Source organism: Sphingomonas hankookensis (assembly GCF_028551275.1).
In the GTDB taxonomy this organism is placed as follows: domain Bacteria; phylum Pseudomonadota; class Alphaproteobacteria; order Sphingomonadales; family Sphingomonadaceae; genus Sphingomonas; species Sphingomonas hankookensis_A.
Map to the genome: position 1 here is coordinate 370458 of NZ_CP117025.1, position 17691 is coordinate 388148.

14 protein-coding genes are annotated in these 17691 nt (G+C 69.0%); 5 read left to right on the plus strand and 9 right to left on the minus strand.

Features of this window, described 5'->3' with window-relative positions; translation table 11 throughout:
• Positions 1 to 101: 101 nt before the first annotated feature.
• Complete coding sequence (ligD, locus tag PPZ50_RS01835; protein ID WP_066692250.1) at positions 102 to 2504, minus strand: DNA ligase D; 2403 nt, start codon at positions 2502 to 2504, stop codon at positions 102 to 104.
• A 1-nt stretch (position 2505) separates the two neighbouring features.
• Positions 2506 to 3378, minus strand: coding sequence for a non-homologous end joining protein Ku (gene ku, locus PPZ50_RS01840; protein WP_066692799.1), 873 nt, complete (start codon positions 3376 to 3378; stop codon positions 2506 to 2508).
• A gap of 117 nt (positions 3379 to 3495) precedes the next feature.
• Here ku and pdxH point away from each other — a divergent pair, with 117 nt between their 5' ends.
• From pdxH to PPZ50_RS01860, 4 genes are all read left to right on the plus strand, one after another.
• Positions 3496 to 4071, plus strand: a complete 576-nt coding sequence (pdxH, locus tag PPZ50_RS01845; RefSeq protein ID WP_066692252.1) for a pyridoxamine 5'-phosphate oxidase — start codon at positions 3496 to 3498, stop codon at positions 4069 to 4071.
• Entirely contained in the window at positions 4068 to 5024 is a 957-nt protein-coding gene (locus tag PPZ50_RS01850) for a cation diffusion facilitator family transporter (protein ID WP_066692255.1), read from the plus strand. Before pdxH ends, PPZ50_RS01850 begins: the two co-directional genes overlap by 4 nt.
• On the plus strand, positions 5024 to 5809 hold the full coding sequence (locus PPZ50_RS01855) for a PhzF family phenazine biosynthesis protein (RefSeq protein ID WP_066692258.1): 786 nt from the start codon (positions 5024 to 5026) through the stop codon (positions 5807 to 5809). Before PPZ50_RS01850 ends, PPZ50_RS01855 begins: the two co-directional genes overlap by 1 nt.
• Positions 5810 to 5875: 66 nt before the next feature.
• Positions 5876 to 6862 (plus strand): LLM class flavin-dependent oxidoreductase, encoded by a 987-nt coding sequence (locus PPZ50_RS01860; protein WP_066692261.1) that lies wholly within the window; start codon positions 5876 to 5878, stop codon positions 6860 to 6862.
• Positions 6863 to 7026: 164 nt separating this feature from the next.
• Here the strand turns inward: PPZ50_RS01860 and PPZ50_RS01865 are convergent, their stop codons facing one another.
• The 3 genes from PPZ50_RS01865 to PPZ50_RS01875 are packed head-to-tail and all read right to left on the minus strand — an operon-like array spanning position 7027 to position 9430.
• Positions 7027 to 8394: a sensor histidine kinase gene (locus PPZ50_RS01865; protein WP_066692264.1), complete on the minus strand. Its 1368-nt coding sequence runs from the start codon at positions 8392 to 8394 to the stop codon at positions 7027 to 7029.
• A 10-nt stretch (positions 8395 to 8404) separates the two neighbouring features.
• On the minus strand, positions 8405 to 9094 hold the full coding sequence (locus PPZ50_RS01870; protein WP_066692267.1) for a response regulator transcription factor: 690 nt from the start codon (positions 9092 to 9094) through the stop codon (positions 8405 to 8407).
• Positions 9095 to 9115: 21 nt separating this feature from the next.
• Positions 9116 to 9430, minus strand: a complete 315-nt coding sequence (locus PPZ50_RS01875; protein ID WP_066692270.1) for a PepSY domain-containing protein — start codon at positions 9428 to 9430, stop codon at positions 9116 to 9118.
• An 86-nt stretch (positions 9431 to 9516) separates the two neighbouring features.
• Between PPZ50_RS01875 and PPZ50_RS01880 the strand changes: the two genes are divergently transcribed.
• Positions 9517 to 11286, plus strand: coding sequence for an ATP-binding cassette domain-containing protein (locus tag PPZ50_RS01880; RefSeq protein ID WP_066692273.1), 1770 nt, complete (start codon positions 9517 to 9519; stop codon positions 11284 to 11286).
• A gap of 27 nt (positions 11287 to 11313) precedes the next feature.
• On the opposite strand, the gene PPZ50_RS01885 is transcribed toward PPZ50_RS01880, so the two are convergent.
• The 4 genes from PPZ50_RS01885 to prsK form a co-directional block, all read right to left on the minus strand.
• The gene (locus PPZ50_RS01885; RefSeq protein ID WP_066692277.1) at positions 11314 to 12123 is read right to left on the minus strand and encodes an ATP-binding protein; all 810 of its coding nucleotides are present in this window, start codon (positions 12121 to 12123) and stop codon (positions 11314 to 11316) included.
• A 126-nt stretch (positions 12124 to 12249) separates the two neighbouring features.
• Positions 12250 to 14304, minus strand: coding sequence for a tetratricopeptide repeat protein (locus tag PPZ50_RS01890; protein ID WP_232308024.1), 2055 nt, complete (start codon positions 14302 to 14304; stop codon positions 12250 to 12252).
• Positions 14288 to 15643 (minus strand): PEP-CTERM-box response regulator transcription factor, encoded by a 1356-nt coding sequence (gene prsR / locus PPZ50_RS01895; protein WP_066692280.1) that lies wholly within the window; start codon positions 15641 to 15643, stop codon positions 14288 to 14290. The genes PPZ50_RS01890 and prsR overlap by 17 nt, the downstream gene beginning before the upstream one ends.
• A complete protein-coding gene (gene prsK / locus PPZ50_RS01900) occupies positions 15640 to 17691 on the minus strand; it encodes an XrtA/PEP-CTERM system histidine kinase PrsK (protein WP_066692282.1) in 2052 nt (683 codons plus the stop codon). Before prsK ends, prsR begins: the two co-directional genes overlap by 4 nt.

The following is a 17691-nucleotide window of genomic DNA, read 5'->3' on the forward strand; positions in this document are numbered from 1 at the left end:
CCCCCGCGCGGGCGGGGGTCCGGAGCCCCGAACGCAACCGGTGCAAGAAGCAACCCTGGATTCCCGCCTGCCCGGGAATACGGTAGTGGCCGGTGGCGCGCTTACCGGTCCGGCAACACCTGATCCGCGACGCCCCAGCCGGTCAGCAGTCGGCTGTCGGCGCGCTTCAGCAGTTCGTCGGCGTCGCGGATCGTCCAGCGGCCTGCGCTGTCGATGTCGTCCAGCTCGCGCCACGCGACCGGGGCCGCCACCGGCGCGCCGGTCCTTGCGCGGGCCGAATAGGGTAGCACGGCGGTACTGCCGCGCTGGTTGCGCAGCCAGTCGATGAAGATGCGTCCTTTCCGCTTCGCCTTCGCCATCGTCGCTACGAAGCGGTCCGGCTCGGCCTGCGCCAGCGCGCGGGAGAAGCGGTCGGCGAAATCCTTGACCGTCGGCCACTCGGCTTGCGGGGTGAGGGGAACGACGACATGGACCCCCTTGCCGCCCGACAGCATCGCGAAGCTCGCCAGCCCCAGATCGCCCAGATGCCGGCTGATATCATGTGCCGCGCGCTTCACATCGGCAAAGTCCAGCCCCTCGTCGGGATCGAGGTCGAACACCATCCGGTCGGGCCGCTCGACATCGCCGACGCCCGATCCCCAGCCATGGAATTCGATCGTCCCCATCTGCACGCAGGACAGCAGCCCGGCGGCATCGCGGACATAGAGATACGGTTCGCGCTTCCCCTCCTTCTCCGCAATATCGATCGCATGGACCGCATCGCCGAAGCTGCCGGCGTCGTGTTTCTGGAAGAAGCACGCCTTGCCCCGCCCCTGCGGACAGCGCACCAGGCTGAGCGGCCGGTCGGCGGCTGCGGGCAGCAGCAACGGCGCGACCCGCTCGACATAGGCTGCCAGATCGCCCTTGGTCAGCCGGTCGCCGGGAAAGATCACCCGCTCGGGATGGCTGATGCGCACCGCCGGCGCGGCATCGGCGGCGACCGGCGTTTCGCGCACCACGTCCTTGGCCGCCTTGTCCCCCCGCAAGGCAATGAAGCTCGCATGGCGCACCAGCCCGTCGGCGGTGAATTCGGCAAAGGCGATCTCCGCCACCAGCTTCGGCGTGACCCAGCGCGCACCCCGGCGTTGCACGGCGGGCAGCTCGACTGGTGGCGTCTTGCGCGCCAGCGGGGCCAGTGCCGCCGCCACCTCCGCCATGTTCGCCGCGTCGAATCCGGTGCCGACCTTGCCGGCATAGCGCAGGCCGCCTTCCTCCTGCACACCCAGCAACAACGACTTGAACGGCCGCCCCTTCGCCTCGCTCGGCAGCCAGCCGAGGATGACGAATTCCTGCCGATGGGTGCATTTGACCTTCAGCCAGCTGCGCGAGCGGGTGCCGCGATAGGGGGCATCGGCGCGCTTCGACACGATCCCCTCGAACCCCTCCGCACACATCGCCGCGAACAGCTTCTCGCCCGACCCGGTGACATGGTCGGAATAGGCGATGCGCGGATCGGCCCCGGCCAGCACCCGCTGCAACCGCTCCTTGCGCCGCACCAGCGCCTCGTCGCGTCGGTCGCCATCGGCATCGCGCAGCAGGTCGAAGGCGAAGCAGCGCATTTCCCCACCGTCCTTGATCGCCGCCTGCAAGGTCGAGAAATCGGGCTTGCCGTCTTTCAGCGCGACCACCTCGCCATCGAGCAACAGGCCCGGCGGCAGGCTTGCCGCCGCCTCGGCAATGCCGGGAAACTTCGCCGTCCAGTCCAGCCCGGTGCGGGTGTAGAGTCTGGGACCGGTGCCACCGGTCGCGATCAGGATGCGATAACCGTCATATTTCACCTCGTGCAGCCATTCGCCGCCCGTCGGCACCGCATCGACCAACGTCGCAAGCTGCGGTTCGACGAACGCCGGGCGCTTCGCTTCGGCCGCCACCTTGCGCGGGGCGGGCTTGCTCTCGGCAATCTCCTCCATCGTCCGCCCGGTGGTCACGCTGGTCAGCATCGTTGCAGTCAGCGTGTCGGTGCCGCCCGCTTCCCCATCGGCGACCTTGCGCAACAGCCAGTTCTCGCGCTTCTCCTTGCCACGGGGCTTGAGCCGGACCAGCAGCCATTCGCCGCGCATCCGCGTGCCCGCCAGCACGAAATGGAGATGCCCCTTCTTCAAATCCGTCGCCGATTTGCCCGCGACCGGCGACCAGGTGCCCTCGTCCCACAACATCACCGTGCCGCCGCCATATTCGCCCGCCGGGATCACCCCTTCGAACCCGGCATAATCGAGCGGATGATCCTCGGTGCGTACCGCCAGCCGCTTCTGATCGGGGTCGAGACTGGGTCCGCGCGTCACCGCCCAGCTTTTGAGCACCCCGTCCACCTCCAGCCGGAAATCATAGTGTAGCCGTGTGGCGTCATGCTTCTGCACGACGAAGCGGTTGCCTTGCCCCTTGGCCAGCGTCCCCGCTGGCTCGGCGGTGCGCGCGAAATCGCGCTTGGCGTTATAGGTGGCCAGCGGATCGGACTTGCGCGCCATGTCAGGCCCGCTTGCGCGTCGTGGCGGCCTTCTTCGCCGGTGCGCGCTTCTTCGGCGTGGTCTTCTTCGCCGGTGCCTTGGCCGCCGGCTTCTCGAGCGATTTCTTGAGCGCCGCCATCAGGTCGACGACATTGCCGCCGCTCGGTCGATCTTCGTTGGGGTCGGTATCGACGATCTTACGCCCCTTCGCCTTGGCCTTGCGCTCGATCAGGTCCTTCAACGCATCGACATAGCGGTCGTGAAACTCCTGCGGGTCGAACGCGGCGGTCTTCTTGGCGATCAGCGTCTCGGCCAGGTCGAGCAGATCGGCATCGGGCCTGGCATCGGGAATGTCGCGGAAATAGGACTGGGCGCGATTGACCTCGTCGGCATAGCGGAGCGTCTCCAGCACCAGCCCGCGCCCGCACGGCTTCAGGCTGACGACATATTCCCGGCCGCGCAGCGCCAGCTGGCCCAGCCCGACCTTCTTCGTGCGCTTCAACGCCTCGCGCAGCACGACGAACGCTTCCTCGGCAAGGTCGTCGGCGGGCACCACGAAATAGGGTTTCTCGTAATAGATCACGTCGATCTCATGCGCGTCGACGAACTGGGTCAGCTCCAGCGTCTTCTTCGACTCCAGCTTGACCGCGTCGATCTCGTCCTGGTCGAGCAGGACATATTCGCCCTTTTCGAGCTGGTATCCCTTCATGATCTCGTCCGGGTCGACCGGGCCGATGCCGGTCACCGATTTCTCGTAATGGATCGGCTTGCCGCTGGGTTCGTGAATCTGGCGAAAGCTGATGCTCGCCCCCGATTTGGTGGCGCTGTAGATTTCGACCGGGATCGATACGAGGGCGAGGCGAATCTGCCCCTGCCAATATGCGCGTGCCGTCATGCCGGTTGTCCCGAAATCGTTGCTCAACCGATTCAATTCGCAGGGGAAAGAGTCGTTCCGCGGCGCTGCCCATCGGGCCGGGGTGAAATCGCCTGCGAAAGGGCGTATGGGCGGGCCATGACCGATCCCTTTGCCCTGTTCGACGAGTGGTTCGCCGAGGCGCAGACCAGCGAGCCGAACGACCCCAATGCCATGGCGCTCGCCACCGCCGATGCCGCGGGGAGGCCGTCGGTGCGGATGGTGCTGCTGAAAGGGCATGGCCGCGACGGATTCGTGTTCTATACCAATCGCGAAGGGCGCAAGGCCGGCGATCTGGCCGCCAATCCCAACGCGGCGCTGCTGTTCCACTGGAAGTCGCTGCGCCGGCAGATCCGGATCGAGGGGCCGGTGACGCTCGCCTCCGACGCCGAATCCGACGCCTATTTCGCCTCGCGCGGGCGCGATTCGCAGCTGGGGGCATGGGCCTCCGAACAGTCGCGCCCCCTCGACAGCCGCGACACGTTCGAAGCACGCTTCGCCGAGGTACAGGCGCGATTCGACGGGCAGGACGTGCCGCGCCCGCCCTTCTGGGGCGGATACCGGGTTACCCCGCGGACGATCGAGTTCTGGCAGGACCGCGCGCACCGGCTGCACGAACGCCGGGTCTTTACCGCGACCGACGACGGCTGGAGCCAAGGACTGTTGTTCCCGTGACCGAGACCGAACGCAAGCGGGTGATCCCACTCGCCACCCGCGCCGCCATCGCGTCGGTGACGATGGCGCTGTTCCTGCTGGGGCTGAAGGGCTTTGCCGCATGGCATACCGGGTCGGTGGCGATGCTCGGCAGCCTTGCCGATACCGCGCTCGACCTGCTCGCCAGCCTCGTGACCCTGTACGGCGTGCGCCTCGCCGCGACGCCCGCCGATCACGACCATCGCTTCGGCCATGGCAAGGCGGAGGCGCTGGCCGCGCTGTTCCAGGTCATGCTCATCACCGCATCGGCGGCGGGTATCGCGTGGCGCGCCATCGCCGCGTTCGGCGCGCCGGGCGAGACGCAGGACGTGGAGTTCGGCATCGGCGTGTCGGTGATCGCGATGATCGCCACCTTCGCACTGCTGGCGTATCAGAAGTCGATCATCAACCGCACCGGATCGGTCGCGATCCGTGCCGACAATGTCCATTATCAGAGCGACCTGCTGCTCAACCTCGCGGTCATCGTCGCGATGGTGCTCGACCAGATTTTCGGGATTCGCGGCGCCGATCCGGTGATGGGCATCCTGATCGCGCTATGGCTGGGCTGGGGCGCGTTCCAGGCGTCGAGCCAGGCGATCGACCAGCTGATGGACAAGGAATGGCCGGAGGAGGAGCGCCGCGCCTTCCTCGACGTCGCCGCCCGGCAGGAGGGGCTGCGCGGCATCCACGACTTCCGCACCCGCCGGTCGGGCAGCCACGATTTCGCGCAGTTCCACATGGAGGTCGCCCGGGACATGACCGTCGCCGATGCGCATGACGTGGTCGAAGGGGTCGAACGCGCGCTGCGCCAGGCATTCCCCAAGGTCGAGGTGCTGATCCATCTTGACCCCGAAGGCCATGTCGACACCGACAATCCGCTGGTCGAGGCGGACGTGACGCCGCACTGGTTCGGCAAGCGCGTGGGAAGCTATTGATGGCGATGCCCTTCACCGTGGTCGACGCCTTTGCCGACAGGCCCTTCGCGGGCAATCCGGCGGCGGTGATGCCGCTCGACGCATGGCCCGACGATGCGCTGCTCCAGTCGATCGCGCTGGAGCATAACCTGTCCGAAACCGCCTTCGTCGTGCCGGCAAGCGACGGCGAGGCGGAGTACGAACTGCGCTGGTTCACGCCGACCGTCGAGATCGCGATGTGCGGCCATGCCACGCTCGCCAGCGGCCATGTGCTGATGGGGACGCGCGACGCGGTGCGGTTCGCGACACGCAAGGCGGGGGTGCTGATCGTTCGGCGGGAGGGCGATGGCTATACGCTCGACCTGCCGGTGACGCGGGTTGCGCCTGCCCCCGATGTGGCGTTGCTGGCGGCGCTGGGCGTCGAGGGCGAGGTGTTCGCGAGCGTGTCGGGCGCGCAGGAAACCAGCATCATCCTGGTGAAGGATGCGGCGACGGTGCACGCCTGCACGCCCGACATGGCGGCGCTGTCGGCCTGTCACGTCATGGCGATCGTCACTGCGCCGGGCGATATCGCCGATGTCGTCAGCCGCGTCTTCGTGCCCGCCTGGGGCGTGGACGAAGACCCGGTGACCGGATCGGCGCATGCCGCGCTCACCCCGTTCTGGGCAGAGCGTCTGGGCCGCGACCGCTTCACCGCGTTTCAGGCGAGCGCACGCGGCGGGCATCTGACCTGCACGCTGGACGGGGATCGCGCGGTGCTGGGCGGACAGTGCGTGACGGTGATGCGCGGCGAGCTGCTGCTGTAAGCCCGGCTTGGGCGCGGCCAATGTGGGATTGGTGGCAATTCGCAACCTGCTCCCCATCTCTCTCGAATGACCCGCTATTCGATGCTCGACCTCGTCCCCGTCCGTCAGGGGGGCACCCCAGGCGAAGCGCTCGCCGCCGCCGCCGACCTTGCCGCCCATGCCGAGGCGGAGGGATTTCACCGCTACTGGGTGGCCGAACATCACGGCATGCCGGGAATTGCCAGCGCGGCGACGGCGGTGGTGATCGGCCATGTCGCCGCCGCGACGAAGGCGATCCGCGTCGGTGCGGGTGGCATCATGCTGCCCAACCATGCGCCGCTGACCATCGCCGAACAGTTCGGGACGCTCGACGCGCTCTATCCGGGGCGGATCGACCTGGGGCTGGGCCGTGCGCCGGGATCGGACCAGATGGTTGCGCGGGCGCTGCGCCGCACGCTGGACAGCGACCCCAACGCCTTCCCGCAGGACGTCGTCGAATTGCAGAGCTATTTCGCGGACGACGGCCGCACCGGCATCCGCGCGGTGCCGGGCGCCGGTGCCAACATCGACCTGTGGATATTGGGGTCGTCGCTGTTCGGCGCGCAACTCGCGGCCATGCTCGGCCTCCCCTACGCCTTTGCCTCGCACTTCGCCCCCGCCGCGCTCGACCAGGCGCTGGAGGCGTATCGGCGTAACTTTCGTCCCTCTTCGGTGCTCGACAAACCCTATGCCGCCGCCGCGTTCAACGTGCTGGCAGCGGATACCGACGAAGAGGCCCGGCTGCTCGCCAGCTCGACCGAACAGATGTTCGTCGCGATCCGTACCGGCCAGCCGATCGAACTGCCCCCGCCCGTCGCGAACTACCGCTCGCAGATCGGGGCGCAGGGCAATGCGATCCTCGACCATGTGCTTGAATGCTCGGCGATCGGCGGACCGGACACGGTGCGGGCGGGACTGGCGAAGTTCATCGAGCGGACGCAGGTGGACGAGGTAATCGTGACCGGCGCGATGTTCGATCCGGCGGCGCGCAAGCGGAGTGCGTCGATCGCGGCGGCAGCGATGCGGGGGTTGTAGGCTCCGTCCCCCGTCCCCCGTCCCCCGTCCCCCGTTTGCTTCGAGCGCAGGTTCGAGCCTGTCGAGAACCGTAGTCGAGAAGGGGTTGCCCCAAACGCATGGTTCTCGACGGGCGCTTCTCGACAAGCTCGAAGCTGCTCGAACCGAACGGAGGGAGACGGGGGTTACGCCGACGGCAACCTCAGCCGCACCAGCAACCCGCCCAGATCCTCGCTCTCCTCGAGCGACGCTGTACCCTCGTAAATCTCCGCCACGTCGCGCACGATGGCGAGGCCGAGACCGGTGCCGGGTTTGCCCGAATCGAGCCGCACGCCGCGATCGAAAATGCGCAGCCGGTCCGCCTCCGGAATGCCGCGACCGTCGTCCTCGACCAGCAGTTCGACGAAGCCCGCATCGGCACGCGCGGTGACGAAGACGCTGCCGCCGCCATATTTGGCGGCATTCTCGACCAGGTTGCCGAGGATTTCGTCGAGGTCCTGCCGCTCGATCCGGGCGATCAGGTCCTTCTGCCCGTCCACGTCGATGCGGACATTGGGATAGAGCCGGGCGACGGCGCGTTCGACCGCCTCGACCGAGGCCCATACGTCCGCCCGGCTGTGTGCCGATCCGCGCCGCCCGACCGCGCGGGCGCGGGCGAGGTGGTGGTCGACCTGCCGGCGCATCGTCCGCGCTTCGCGGATCACCGTGTCGGCAAGGTCGTCCTGTCCCGCGGCGGAGGCATTCATGATGACGGTCAGCGGGGTTTTCAGCGCATGGGCAAGGTTGCCGGCATGGCGCCGCGCCTCCTCCGCCTGCTTGTCGTTATGTTCGACCAGCGCGTTCAGTTCCTCGACCAAGGGTGCGACCTCGGCCGGCATCGCCCCTTCGACCCGCGCCGATTGGCCTGCGCGCAACCGGGCGATCGCATCGCGAACGGCGCGCAAGGGCAGCAGGCCGTACCAGGTCTGGAGCGTCGCCATGACGATCAGCCCCAGCCCCAGCAGCGCGAACGAGCGCACCAGCGTCTTGCGCAAAGCCGCGATCAACCCGTCGAGCACGTCGCGCGATTCGGCCACCTGAAACCGCCAGACGGTCGGCGATCCGGGCAGCGTCAGGTCGCGTTCGACGATGCGCAATTTCTGGTCGGGGAACGGCCGCGCGTCATAGACATGGACGTCGGTATAGCGCTTGCCATCGACCGGCAGTTTGCGGTCCCACAGCGAGCGCGACGGCCAAGTCTCGTGCCCCGGCCCGCTCACCTGCCAGTAGAGGCCGGAATAGGGTTCGAGGAAGCGCTGATCCGACAGCTGCCGGTTGAACGTCACCTCGCCCGTCGAATCGATCTCCGCCGACACGATCAGCGAATTGAGCAGATATTCGAGCCCGTCATCGGTGTTGCGGGTCACCGCCGACACCAGCACCCGGTCGAGCGCGAAGCCGCCACCGGCCAGCAGCAGCATGATCCACAGCGCCGCGACGAGGATCATCCGCCGCGACAGCGATCCCGTCACCCGGACATAGGTGCGCGGGGCAGGATCGGTGCCGCTCGTCATGACGCTCGCTTCAGTCCTCCGCGCCCGCCGGCTTCGGCGCGCCCGGTTCGTCGAGGCTGTAGCCCAGACCCCGGATCGTCGTGATGACGTCGGCGCCCAGCTTCTTGCGGATGCGCGTCACGAACACCTCGATCGTGTTCGAATCGCGGTCGAAATCCTGGTCGTAGATATGCTCGATCAGCTCGGTGCGGCTGACCACCTTGCCCTTGTGGTGGAGCAGGTACGACAGGAGCTTGTATTCCTGGGCGGTCAGCTTCACCGGTTCGCCGGCCTTGGTCACCTTGCCCGAGCGGGTGTCGAGGCGGATGTCGCCGGCGGTCAGTTCGGCCGAGGCATTGCCCGAGGCGCGGCGGATCAGCGCGCGCAGGCGGGCGATCAGTTCCTCGGTCTGGAACGGCTTGGCGACATAATCGTCGGCGCCCGCATCCAGCCCGGCGACCTTGTCCGACCAGCTGTCGCGCGCGGTCAGCACCAGCACGGGGGCGGTGCGCCCTTCCTTGCGCCAGCGATCGAGCACGGTCAGCCCGTCGAACTCGGGCAGGCCCAGGTCGAGGATGATCGCGTCATAGGTTTCAGTGGACCCGAGGAAATGCCCCTCCTCGCCATCGGTGGCGAGGTCGACGGCATAGCCCGCACCCTCCAGCGTGGCGCGCAGCTGGCGGCCGAGATTGGGTTCGTCCTCGACGATCAGGACGCGCATCGGCTGTTCTCCCCTAGTTGCTTAACGGCTGCGGCCGGTAACCTGACCGGTCCGGGCATCGACATCGACCCAGATCACCGCCCCATCGCGCAGGAATTTGAGCGTGTAAATCCCGCGATCGGGATCATAGTCGAAGCCGAGATACTGGGCACCGCGCATCTGTGGCAGGACGCGGCGTTCGATCTCGCGCATCGGCAGGATGCGGCCCTCCGCCCGCGCGGTGCGCGCGGCCTGGTGATCGCGCAGCACCTGGTCGGGCAATGCCTGCGCATTTCCCGACACCGCCAGCAATCCCAGCACAAGGAACCGAACGACCATCGACATGAGGCGTGGCATAGGGGCAACGCGTTGAACAGCCCGTGAATAGGGCAGACAGGCTGGCGTAACTTGCTTCGTTCGCGAGTGCGGCTTACCTGCCACACATGGCTGCACCGATATTGTCCTATGAGGGCCTTGGATTGATCCAGGGCAATGGCTGGCTGTTTCGCGGGCTCGACATCCATGTCGGCACACGCGACCGGCTGGCGCTGATCGGGCGCAACGGGGCGGGCAAGACGACGCTGCTGAAGCTGATCGCGGGGGGAATCGATGCCGACGAGGGGCGCCGGACGATCGTGCCGGGCACCCATGTCGTGCTGCTGGAGCAGGACCCGAAGGTCGATGGCTACGCGACCTTGCGCGACTTTGCGCTCAGGGGGCCGCGGGCGCCGGCCGAGCATGAGGTCGATGCGATCGCCGACCAGCTGGGCATCGACCTGAACCGCGAAGCCGCCACCGCTTCCGGAGGCGAGCGGCGGCGGGCAGCGATCGCCCGCGCGCTGGCCGAGAATCCCGACGTGCTGCTGCTCGACGAACCGACCAACCATCTCGACCTGTCGGCAATCGAATGGCTCGAGGAATGGCTGAACCGCTATAATGGCGCGTTCATCGTCATCAGCCACGACCGGACCTTCCTGACGCGGCTGACCAAGTCGACCTTGTGGCTCGACCGCGGTGGTATCCGTCGGGCGGAGATCGGGTTCGGCGGGTTCGAGGCATGGATGGAACAGGCCGCCGCCGAAGAGGAGCGCGCCGCGCAACGGCTCGACGCGAAGCTCAAGATCGAGGAGCATTGGCTCCACCGTGGCGTCACCGCGCGACGCAAGCGCAACATGGGGCGGCTGGAAAAGCTGCATGAACTGCGCGCCCAGCGCGCGGCGATGCAGGGGCCGCAGGGCACGGCCAAGATCCAGGTCGAAGCCGACGATACCAAGACCAAGGTCGTGATCGACGCCGAGCATGTGACCAAGGCGTTCGGCGACCGGACGGTCCTCAAGGACTTTTCGCTGCGGGTGCGGCGCGGCGACCGGATCGGCATCGTCGGCGGCAATGGTGCGGGCAAAACGACGCTGCTGCGGCTGCTGACCGGCGATCTGGACCCGGACGCGGGCAAGATCATGCGCGCGCAGACGCTGGACGGGATCGTCATCGATCAGCAGCGCAAGCTGATGGCACCGGAAAAGCGGGTGCGCGACGTACTGGCGGACGGTGGCGACTGGATCGAGGTCAATGGCTCCAAGAAGCACGTCCATGGCTATCTGAAGGAATTCCTGTTCGATCCGTCGATCGCCGAAGCGCGGATCGGCACGCTGTCGGGGGGCGAGCGGTCGCGGCTGCTGCTGGCGCGGGAATTTGCGCGGCCGTCGAACCTGCTGGTGCTGGACGAACCGACCAACGACCTCGACCTCGAGACGCTCGATCTGTTGCAGGAGGTGATCGGCGATTATGCCGGGACCGTGCTGATCGTCAGCCACGACCGCGACTTTCTCGACCGGACGGTGACGGTGACGCTGGGGCTGGATGGTTCGGGCCATGTCGATGTCGTGCCGGGCGGCTATGCCGACTGGGTCGCGAAGCGGCGCGAGCGGACGGTGGCGAAGGCGAAGGTCGCCAAGCCGGTCGAGGCGGTAGCGAAGCCCAAATCGACCAAGATGAGCTACAAGGACCAGCGCGACCTCGACCTGCTGCCCGGCCGGATCGAGGAGCTGGAGGCGGCGATCGCGCGGGACGAGGCGCTGCTGGCCGATCCGGCGCTGTACACGAAGGACCCGAAGCGCTTCGCCGCGCTCACCGCGCAGATCGACAAGGCACGCGCGGAGAAGGATGCCGCCGAGGAACGCTGGCTGGCGCTGGCCGAGATGGCCGAGGCGTAAGGCTCCTCCCCGTGCGGGGAAGGACCTTTACACCGCTTTCCCGTGCCGGCCGGCCAGGTCGGTCACATATTGCCACGCCACCCGGCCCGAGCGGCTGCCGCGCTTTGTCGCCCAGTTGATCGCTTCCTGCGCATCGAACGGCAGGTTATAGGCGGCGCAATAGCGTTCGACGATCGCGACATAATGGTCCTGATCGACGACGTGGAAGCCCAAGGACAGGCCGAAGCGGTCGGCGAGTGCCAGCGCATCGTCGATGCCGTCGCGCGGGTTGATGGCGCTGTCCTGTTCCTTGAGGTCGCGGGGTACGAGGTGGCGGCGGTTGGCGGTGACGATCAGGCGGACGTTGCCGGGCCGTCCCTCGGTGCCACCCTCCAGCAGCGAGCGCAGCGCGCGGCCATCGGCAGGGGTGTCGAAGCCGAGATCGTCGACGAATACCGCAAAGGCGCGCGGCACGGCGGCCAGCAGCGCGAACAGGCGGGGCAGTCCGGCCAGCGCGTTGGCCGGTGCCTCGACCAGCGCCAGTGCGCCGCCGGTCGCCTGCACCTGCCCGACCGCGGCCTTGACCAGTGCCGACTTGCCGGTGCCGCGTGCGCCCCAGAGCAGCACGTCATGCGCCGCCGCGCCGGCCGCCAGCCGGGTGAGATTGTCGGTCAACGCCGTCTTCTGCGCGTCGATGCCGACCAGCCGGTCGAGCGGAAGCGGGCGGAAGCTGCGTGCCGCACGCAGCACCATGCCGTCCCAGCCATAGGCGGGATGGCCCAGCGGATCGGCGGCGGGTGGCGGCGGAGGCGACAGGCGTTCGAGCGCCTCGGCGATGCGGAGCAGCGGGTCGGTCATGGGGCGGCCCTAGCGCAAAGGCCCAGGGCACGTCATCCCGGCCTTGCGCCGACGTCCCGCCTTTGATCGAACGCAGAAGAAGAAGCGGGACCCCGGATCAAGTCCGGGGTGACGGGTTTGGTGATCTCAGCTCCCGGCGATCAGCGTTTGTGCCGCTGCGCGGTCGGCGAAGCGGGCGTCGGCCAGTGCCGCCTGCGCATTGGCGATGGCGACCGGGCGGTTGCCGGCGGCGTCGGCGATCTGGGCCATGTGCCAGCGGATCGTGGCATCGCCGGGCGACAGCCGCACCGCCTTGACCGCCAGCGGCACCGCTGCCCCCACATTGTCACCGGCATAGAGCGCCCAGCCGAGCGCATCGGCCGTCATCGGGTTGGACGGAGCGAGCGCATAGGCCGCGCTGGCATAGCCCTGTGCCGCCTCCGGCTCGCCCGCGCCGGCATAGGCGAAGGCGAGCAGCGCCAGCACCGCCGCGTCGCGATCGCCGATGCGTTCGCGCAAGCGCTCGAGCGTCTCGATCGCCGCGTCATGCTCACCCGCCGCGACCTGCCATTCGCCCAGCAGGCGGAGCGCGACGACATTGCCGGGGTTCTGGGTCAGGAACAGCGACAGGGTGGCGCTCGCCTGATCGCGCTGCCCGGCGCGGTCGCGGGCATCGACCAGCCGCAGCATCGTGGCTTCGTCGAAGCGAGTGGCGGCGGCACGGGCATAGGCGGTCGCCGCCTCTCCCATCCGCCCCGCCCCGGCCAGCGCATCGCCCAGCACCAGTTGTGCGGCGGGCGAGCCGGAATTGGCATCGGCCAGCGCCTGCGCCGCCGACAGGGCGCCGGCCGCATCGCCGCTTGCCGACAGCGCGCGGACATAGGGCAGCGCCGCCGCCGGATTGCCCGGCGCGGCGGCCGCGTCGTTGGCGAGCGTCGCGAGATTCTCGCCGGTGGCAAAGGCACCCGAGCGGCCGCGGGTCAGGGCGGCGGCACGGTCGAACAGCGGCGCGGCATTGGCGCGGTCGCCGATCCGCTCCAGCGCGCGGGCGGCGAGCAGCAGTGTGTAGCTGTCGGCATCGCTGCGCGAGGCGACCGGCAGGATGGTGTCGAACGCCTCGCGCGCCGAATCGGTTTGCAGCAGCGCCAGCGCCAGCAGCTTGCGCGCGGTGATGTTAGTCGGTTGCCGTGCGACGAGTTCGCGTAAGGGGATAGCCGCCTGTGCCTCTTCGCCGGCGGCGAGGCCGATCGAGCCGCTGAGCAGCAGCGCGCCGGGCATGCCCGCCAGCCCCCGCCCCGCCTTGTCCAGCACGCTGCGCGCGGTCGCGAGGTCGCCGGCGCGCGCCGCGAGCACCGATTGCAGGTACAGCCCCTGCGGACTGCCCGGCCGCACCGCCATCGCCCGGCGTACCGCCACCAGCATGTCGCGGGCGCGCCCAACATCGCCGAGCGTCGCGGCATAGTCGATCAACGTGTCATGGGCGTAGGGGTCGCGCGCCAAGGCCGATTCGAACCATGGCAGCGCGGCGACGAGGCCATATTGCGTCCGCATCGTCTGTGCCCGGAGCCGCAGCGCGTCGGGCGAGGCGGGGTCGGCGCGGACGGCGGCGGCACTGGCGTTGATCGCGCCGACCATGTCGCCCGCATCCTGCTGCATCCGGCCGAGCGCGACCCACGCAAATGCGTCGCGCGGGGCTGCTGCGACCCGGTCTTCCAGCGTCGACAGCCCGGCGCGGACATCGCCGCCGGCCGCCAGCGCCTGGGCGCGGATGGTCGTGGCATAGCCGCGATAGCGCGGGGTGGTGCGGTCGGCCTCGGCAATCGCGCCGGCAGGATCGCCCTGCAGCAAGCGGGCATGGGCGTAGAGCTGATGCGCGCGGGCGACAGCGAACCCGGCCTTGGTCGCGCGGTCGAGCGATGCCTGCGCCCCCGCCCCGTCGCCCAGCGCCAGTTGCGTGCGGGCCAGCACCGCCTGCGCAAAGCCCGATGCCGGATCGGCCTCGGTCGCGGCACGGGCACGGTCGCGAGCCACGGTCCAGTGGCCGGCTTCGAACTGCGCCAATGCCTGCGCGACCCGGGTCCGCGCATCGGCGTCGGCACGCGCCGGCAGCACGCCGCCGAGCGAGGCCAGCGCGGCGGCGACGACCGCCAGCCCGCCCATGCCCAGCAGCGCGCGGAACGATCGGTCAGGGTTGCAGGTCATAGCTCTTCATCAGGTCATAGAGGGTCGGGCGGCTGATGCCGAGCAGGCGGGCGGTGCCCGAGATATTGCCCTGCGCCTGTGCCAGCGCCGAGCGGATCGCCGAGCGGTCCGCTGCTTCCCGCACCGCCTTCAGGTTGATCGGGCCGGACGCCATGTCGGGACTGGCGAGGTCGAGATCGGCGGCGGTCACCGCCTTGCCATCGGCCATGATCGCGGCGCGCTTCACCCGGTTCTCCAGCTCGCGGACATTGCCGGGCCAGCCCCATGCCTCGATCGCGGCCAGCGCATCGGGGGCGAAGCGCTTCGGCCCCAGCCCCATCTGCGCGGCGTGGCGGTCGAGGAAGTGGCGGGCGAGCAAGGCGGGATCGCCGGGCCGTTCGGACAGCGAGGGGATGCGGACGACGATCTCGGCAAGGCGGTAATAGAGGTCCTCGCGGAAGCGGCCGTCGGCGACCATCGCGTCGATGTCCTGATGCGTCGCGCAGACGATGCGGGTGTCGACCGGGATGGCTTTCCGCCCGCCGATGCGTTCGATCACCCGTTCCTGGAGGAAGCGCAGCAGCTTCACCTGCAAGGGCAGCGGCACGTCGCCGATCTCGTCGAGGAACAGCGTGCCGCCCGCGGCCTGTTCGATCTTGCCTTCGGTGGTCTTCACCGCACCGGTGAACGCGCCCTTTTCATGGCCGAACAGCTCGCTTTCGAGCAGGGTTTCGGGGATGGCGGCGCAGTTGATCGCGACGAAATTGCCGCGCTTGCGCCGCGATGCGTCATGGACGCCGCGCGCGAGCAGTTCCTTGCCGGTACCCGATGCGCCGAGCAGCATCACCGAGACGTCGGCCGGGGCGACGCGTTCGATGGTGCGGGTGACCTTCAGCATTTCGGGCGCGGCGGTGATCATGCCGCCCAGCACCGCCTGCCCCTCGATCCGGTCGGCGAGACGGCGGTTCTCTGCCTCCAGCGCATGGACGTGGAAGGCGCGCGCGACGATCAGGCCCAGCGCGTCGATGTCGATCGGCTTGGCATAGAAATCCCATGCGCCCAGATCGATGGCGCGCAGCGCGCTCGACCGGTCGCCATGGCCGCTCGCCACCACGACCTTGGTATCGGGCTTCATGGCGAGGATGGCTTCCATCGTCGCGAAGCCTTCGCTCACCCCGTCGGGATCGGGCGGCAGGCCGAGGTCGAGGGTGACGACCTGCGGTTCCTCGGCGCGGACGGCGGCGATCGCCGCCTCGCGGTCGCCGGCGACGACGATGTCATAGCCCTCATAGGCCCAGCGCAACTGGCGTTGCAGCCCGGCATCGTCCTCGACGATCAACAGGCATTTGCGTGTCGTCATGCCGCCTGCTCCAATGTGGGCGTCGCCGCCGCCAGCGTGACGCGGAAGCGCGAGCCGCGCCCCGGATGGCTCTCCACCTCGATCGTGCCGCCCATGGCGTGGGCCAGCTGCCGCGCCTCGAACGCGCCGATGCCGAAGCCGGTCGGCTTGGACGAGACGAAGGGGCGGAACAGATCGTCGCGGACGAACTGCTGGGTCATGCCGGCGCCGGTGTCGACCACGTCGATCCACACCCGGTCGCCGTCCTGCCCCAGCACCACGCGCACCGGATCAGGGCCGCCGGCATCCAATGCGTTCAGCACCAGATGGTCGAGCACCTGTTGCAGCCGGGCGGGATCGGCCGCGGCGTGGAGGGTGCTCGTCCCCTCCACCACCACTGCCCCGCGCGCCCGAAAGCGCTGGACCGACTGGGCGGCGATCGTCGCCAGCGCGACGGCGCGCGGCGCTTCGATGCGGGGCGGTTCGCGTTCGGACAGGCGGGCGAGCAGGTCGTTCATGCGGGTCGCCGATTCGTTCAGCGTCGCGACCATGTCGGCGCGGAAGTCGGGATTGTCGGCGTGGCGCGGGGCGTTGCGCGCAACGAGGCTCAGCTGGCTCACGATATTCTTCACGTCATGCAGGATGAAGGCGAAGCGGCGATTGAATTCCTCGAACCGGCGCGCTTCGGACAGGGCGGACTGGGCGCGTTCCTCGGCCAGGTAGCTGGCGACCTGTCGCCCGGCGATACGCAGCAGGTCGAAATCCTCCCAGTCGAGCGAGCGGGCGAGGATCGGCCGGGCGAGCAGGATCGCGCCCATCAACCGCCCGAGATGCGGGAGCGGCACGACCACCCACGCATCGGGATGGTCGAGCATCGCATCGGGCACCGCCGCGCGCTCCGGGTCTTCGGGGTGGTCGCGCAACGGATCGAGTTCGAGGATGCGCCCGGTCGCCTGGAGATAGGTCGCCAGCCGCGCGCCGCCGGCGGTGTCGGGCAGCGCCGCCCCGTCCCAGCACCACGACGCCTGGAGCGACAGCGTATCGCCATCGGCGACCAGCAGGAGGCCGGCGGGCGAATCGGTCAGGTCGCCGACCGCCTTGATCAGCCGTTCGTCGAGCGGGGCGCCGCCCTTGGGCTCACCCAGCGTTTCGGTAAAGCGGGTCCATTCGGCGCGATAGTCGTAGCGGTGGCGGAAGAGGTGCTTGACCAGCTTCACCTTGATCCACGCGCGCAGCCAGCCCGACGAGGCGGCGGTCAGCACCGCGACGGTCGATCCGAAGACGAAGGCGGTCTGCGCGATCCGGGCATGGGAGCCGCCCAGCGCCTCGATCAGGCTGGTCGCCATGATCGTGATCGCGCAATAGGCGACGAGCCCGAGCAGCGACAGGGTGTGGAAGGTCGCGGTGCGCGAGAATTGCACGCCGCCATCGCCGGGCCGCGACAGGGCGAGGCCGACCAGCAGCGCCATGGCCGCGACGCCCACGCCCCGCGCGGCGATCAGCTCGGCCGGGACGCCGCCGAACAGATAGCTGGCGATGCTGGCATTGACGTCGATCAGCCAGAAGGCGCCGGCCGTCACCAGCACCAGCCGGGTCGCGGCCGAGGCGGTCGAGCGGAACAGGCCGTGCAGCAGCAGCAGCGCCCCCAGCGCCGCGAGCATGCCGAGCACCGTCGCGACATCGCCGATCAGGCCGGCGACCGTGGCGTTGCGCGCGCTCGCGCCGATCAGCTCGAGCAGCAGCTGCGCGACGTCGACCACCGCCACCGCGCCATAAGCCATGGTCCGCCCGAGCGCTTCGCCCCCCCGCGTGCCGGTGCGCCGCTGGATCGCGAACAGCAGCACCAGCCAGCCGAGCGTGCGCAAGCCGGCCAGCAGATGCGTCAGCGGATGGTCGGTGGCGATCCCCGCCACCGCCAGCGCCCACAAGGCGGTCAGCGCCAGCGCGACCGACAGCCAGCGGCGCGGCAGCGCGCCATCGGCCGGACCATGGCGTGCAGCCCAGAAGGCCAGCGCGCCGAACAGCAGCGCGGCGATGGCATGGCCCCAGACGACGACCCCGGTCAGCAT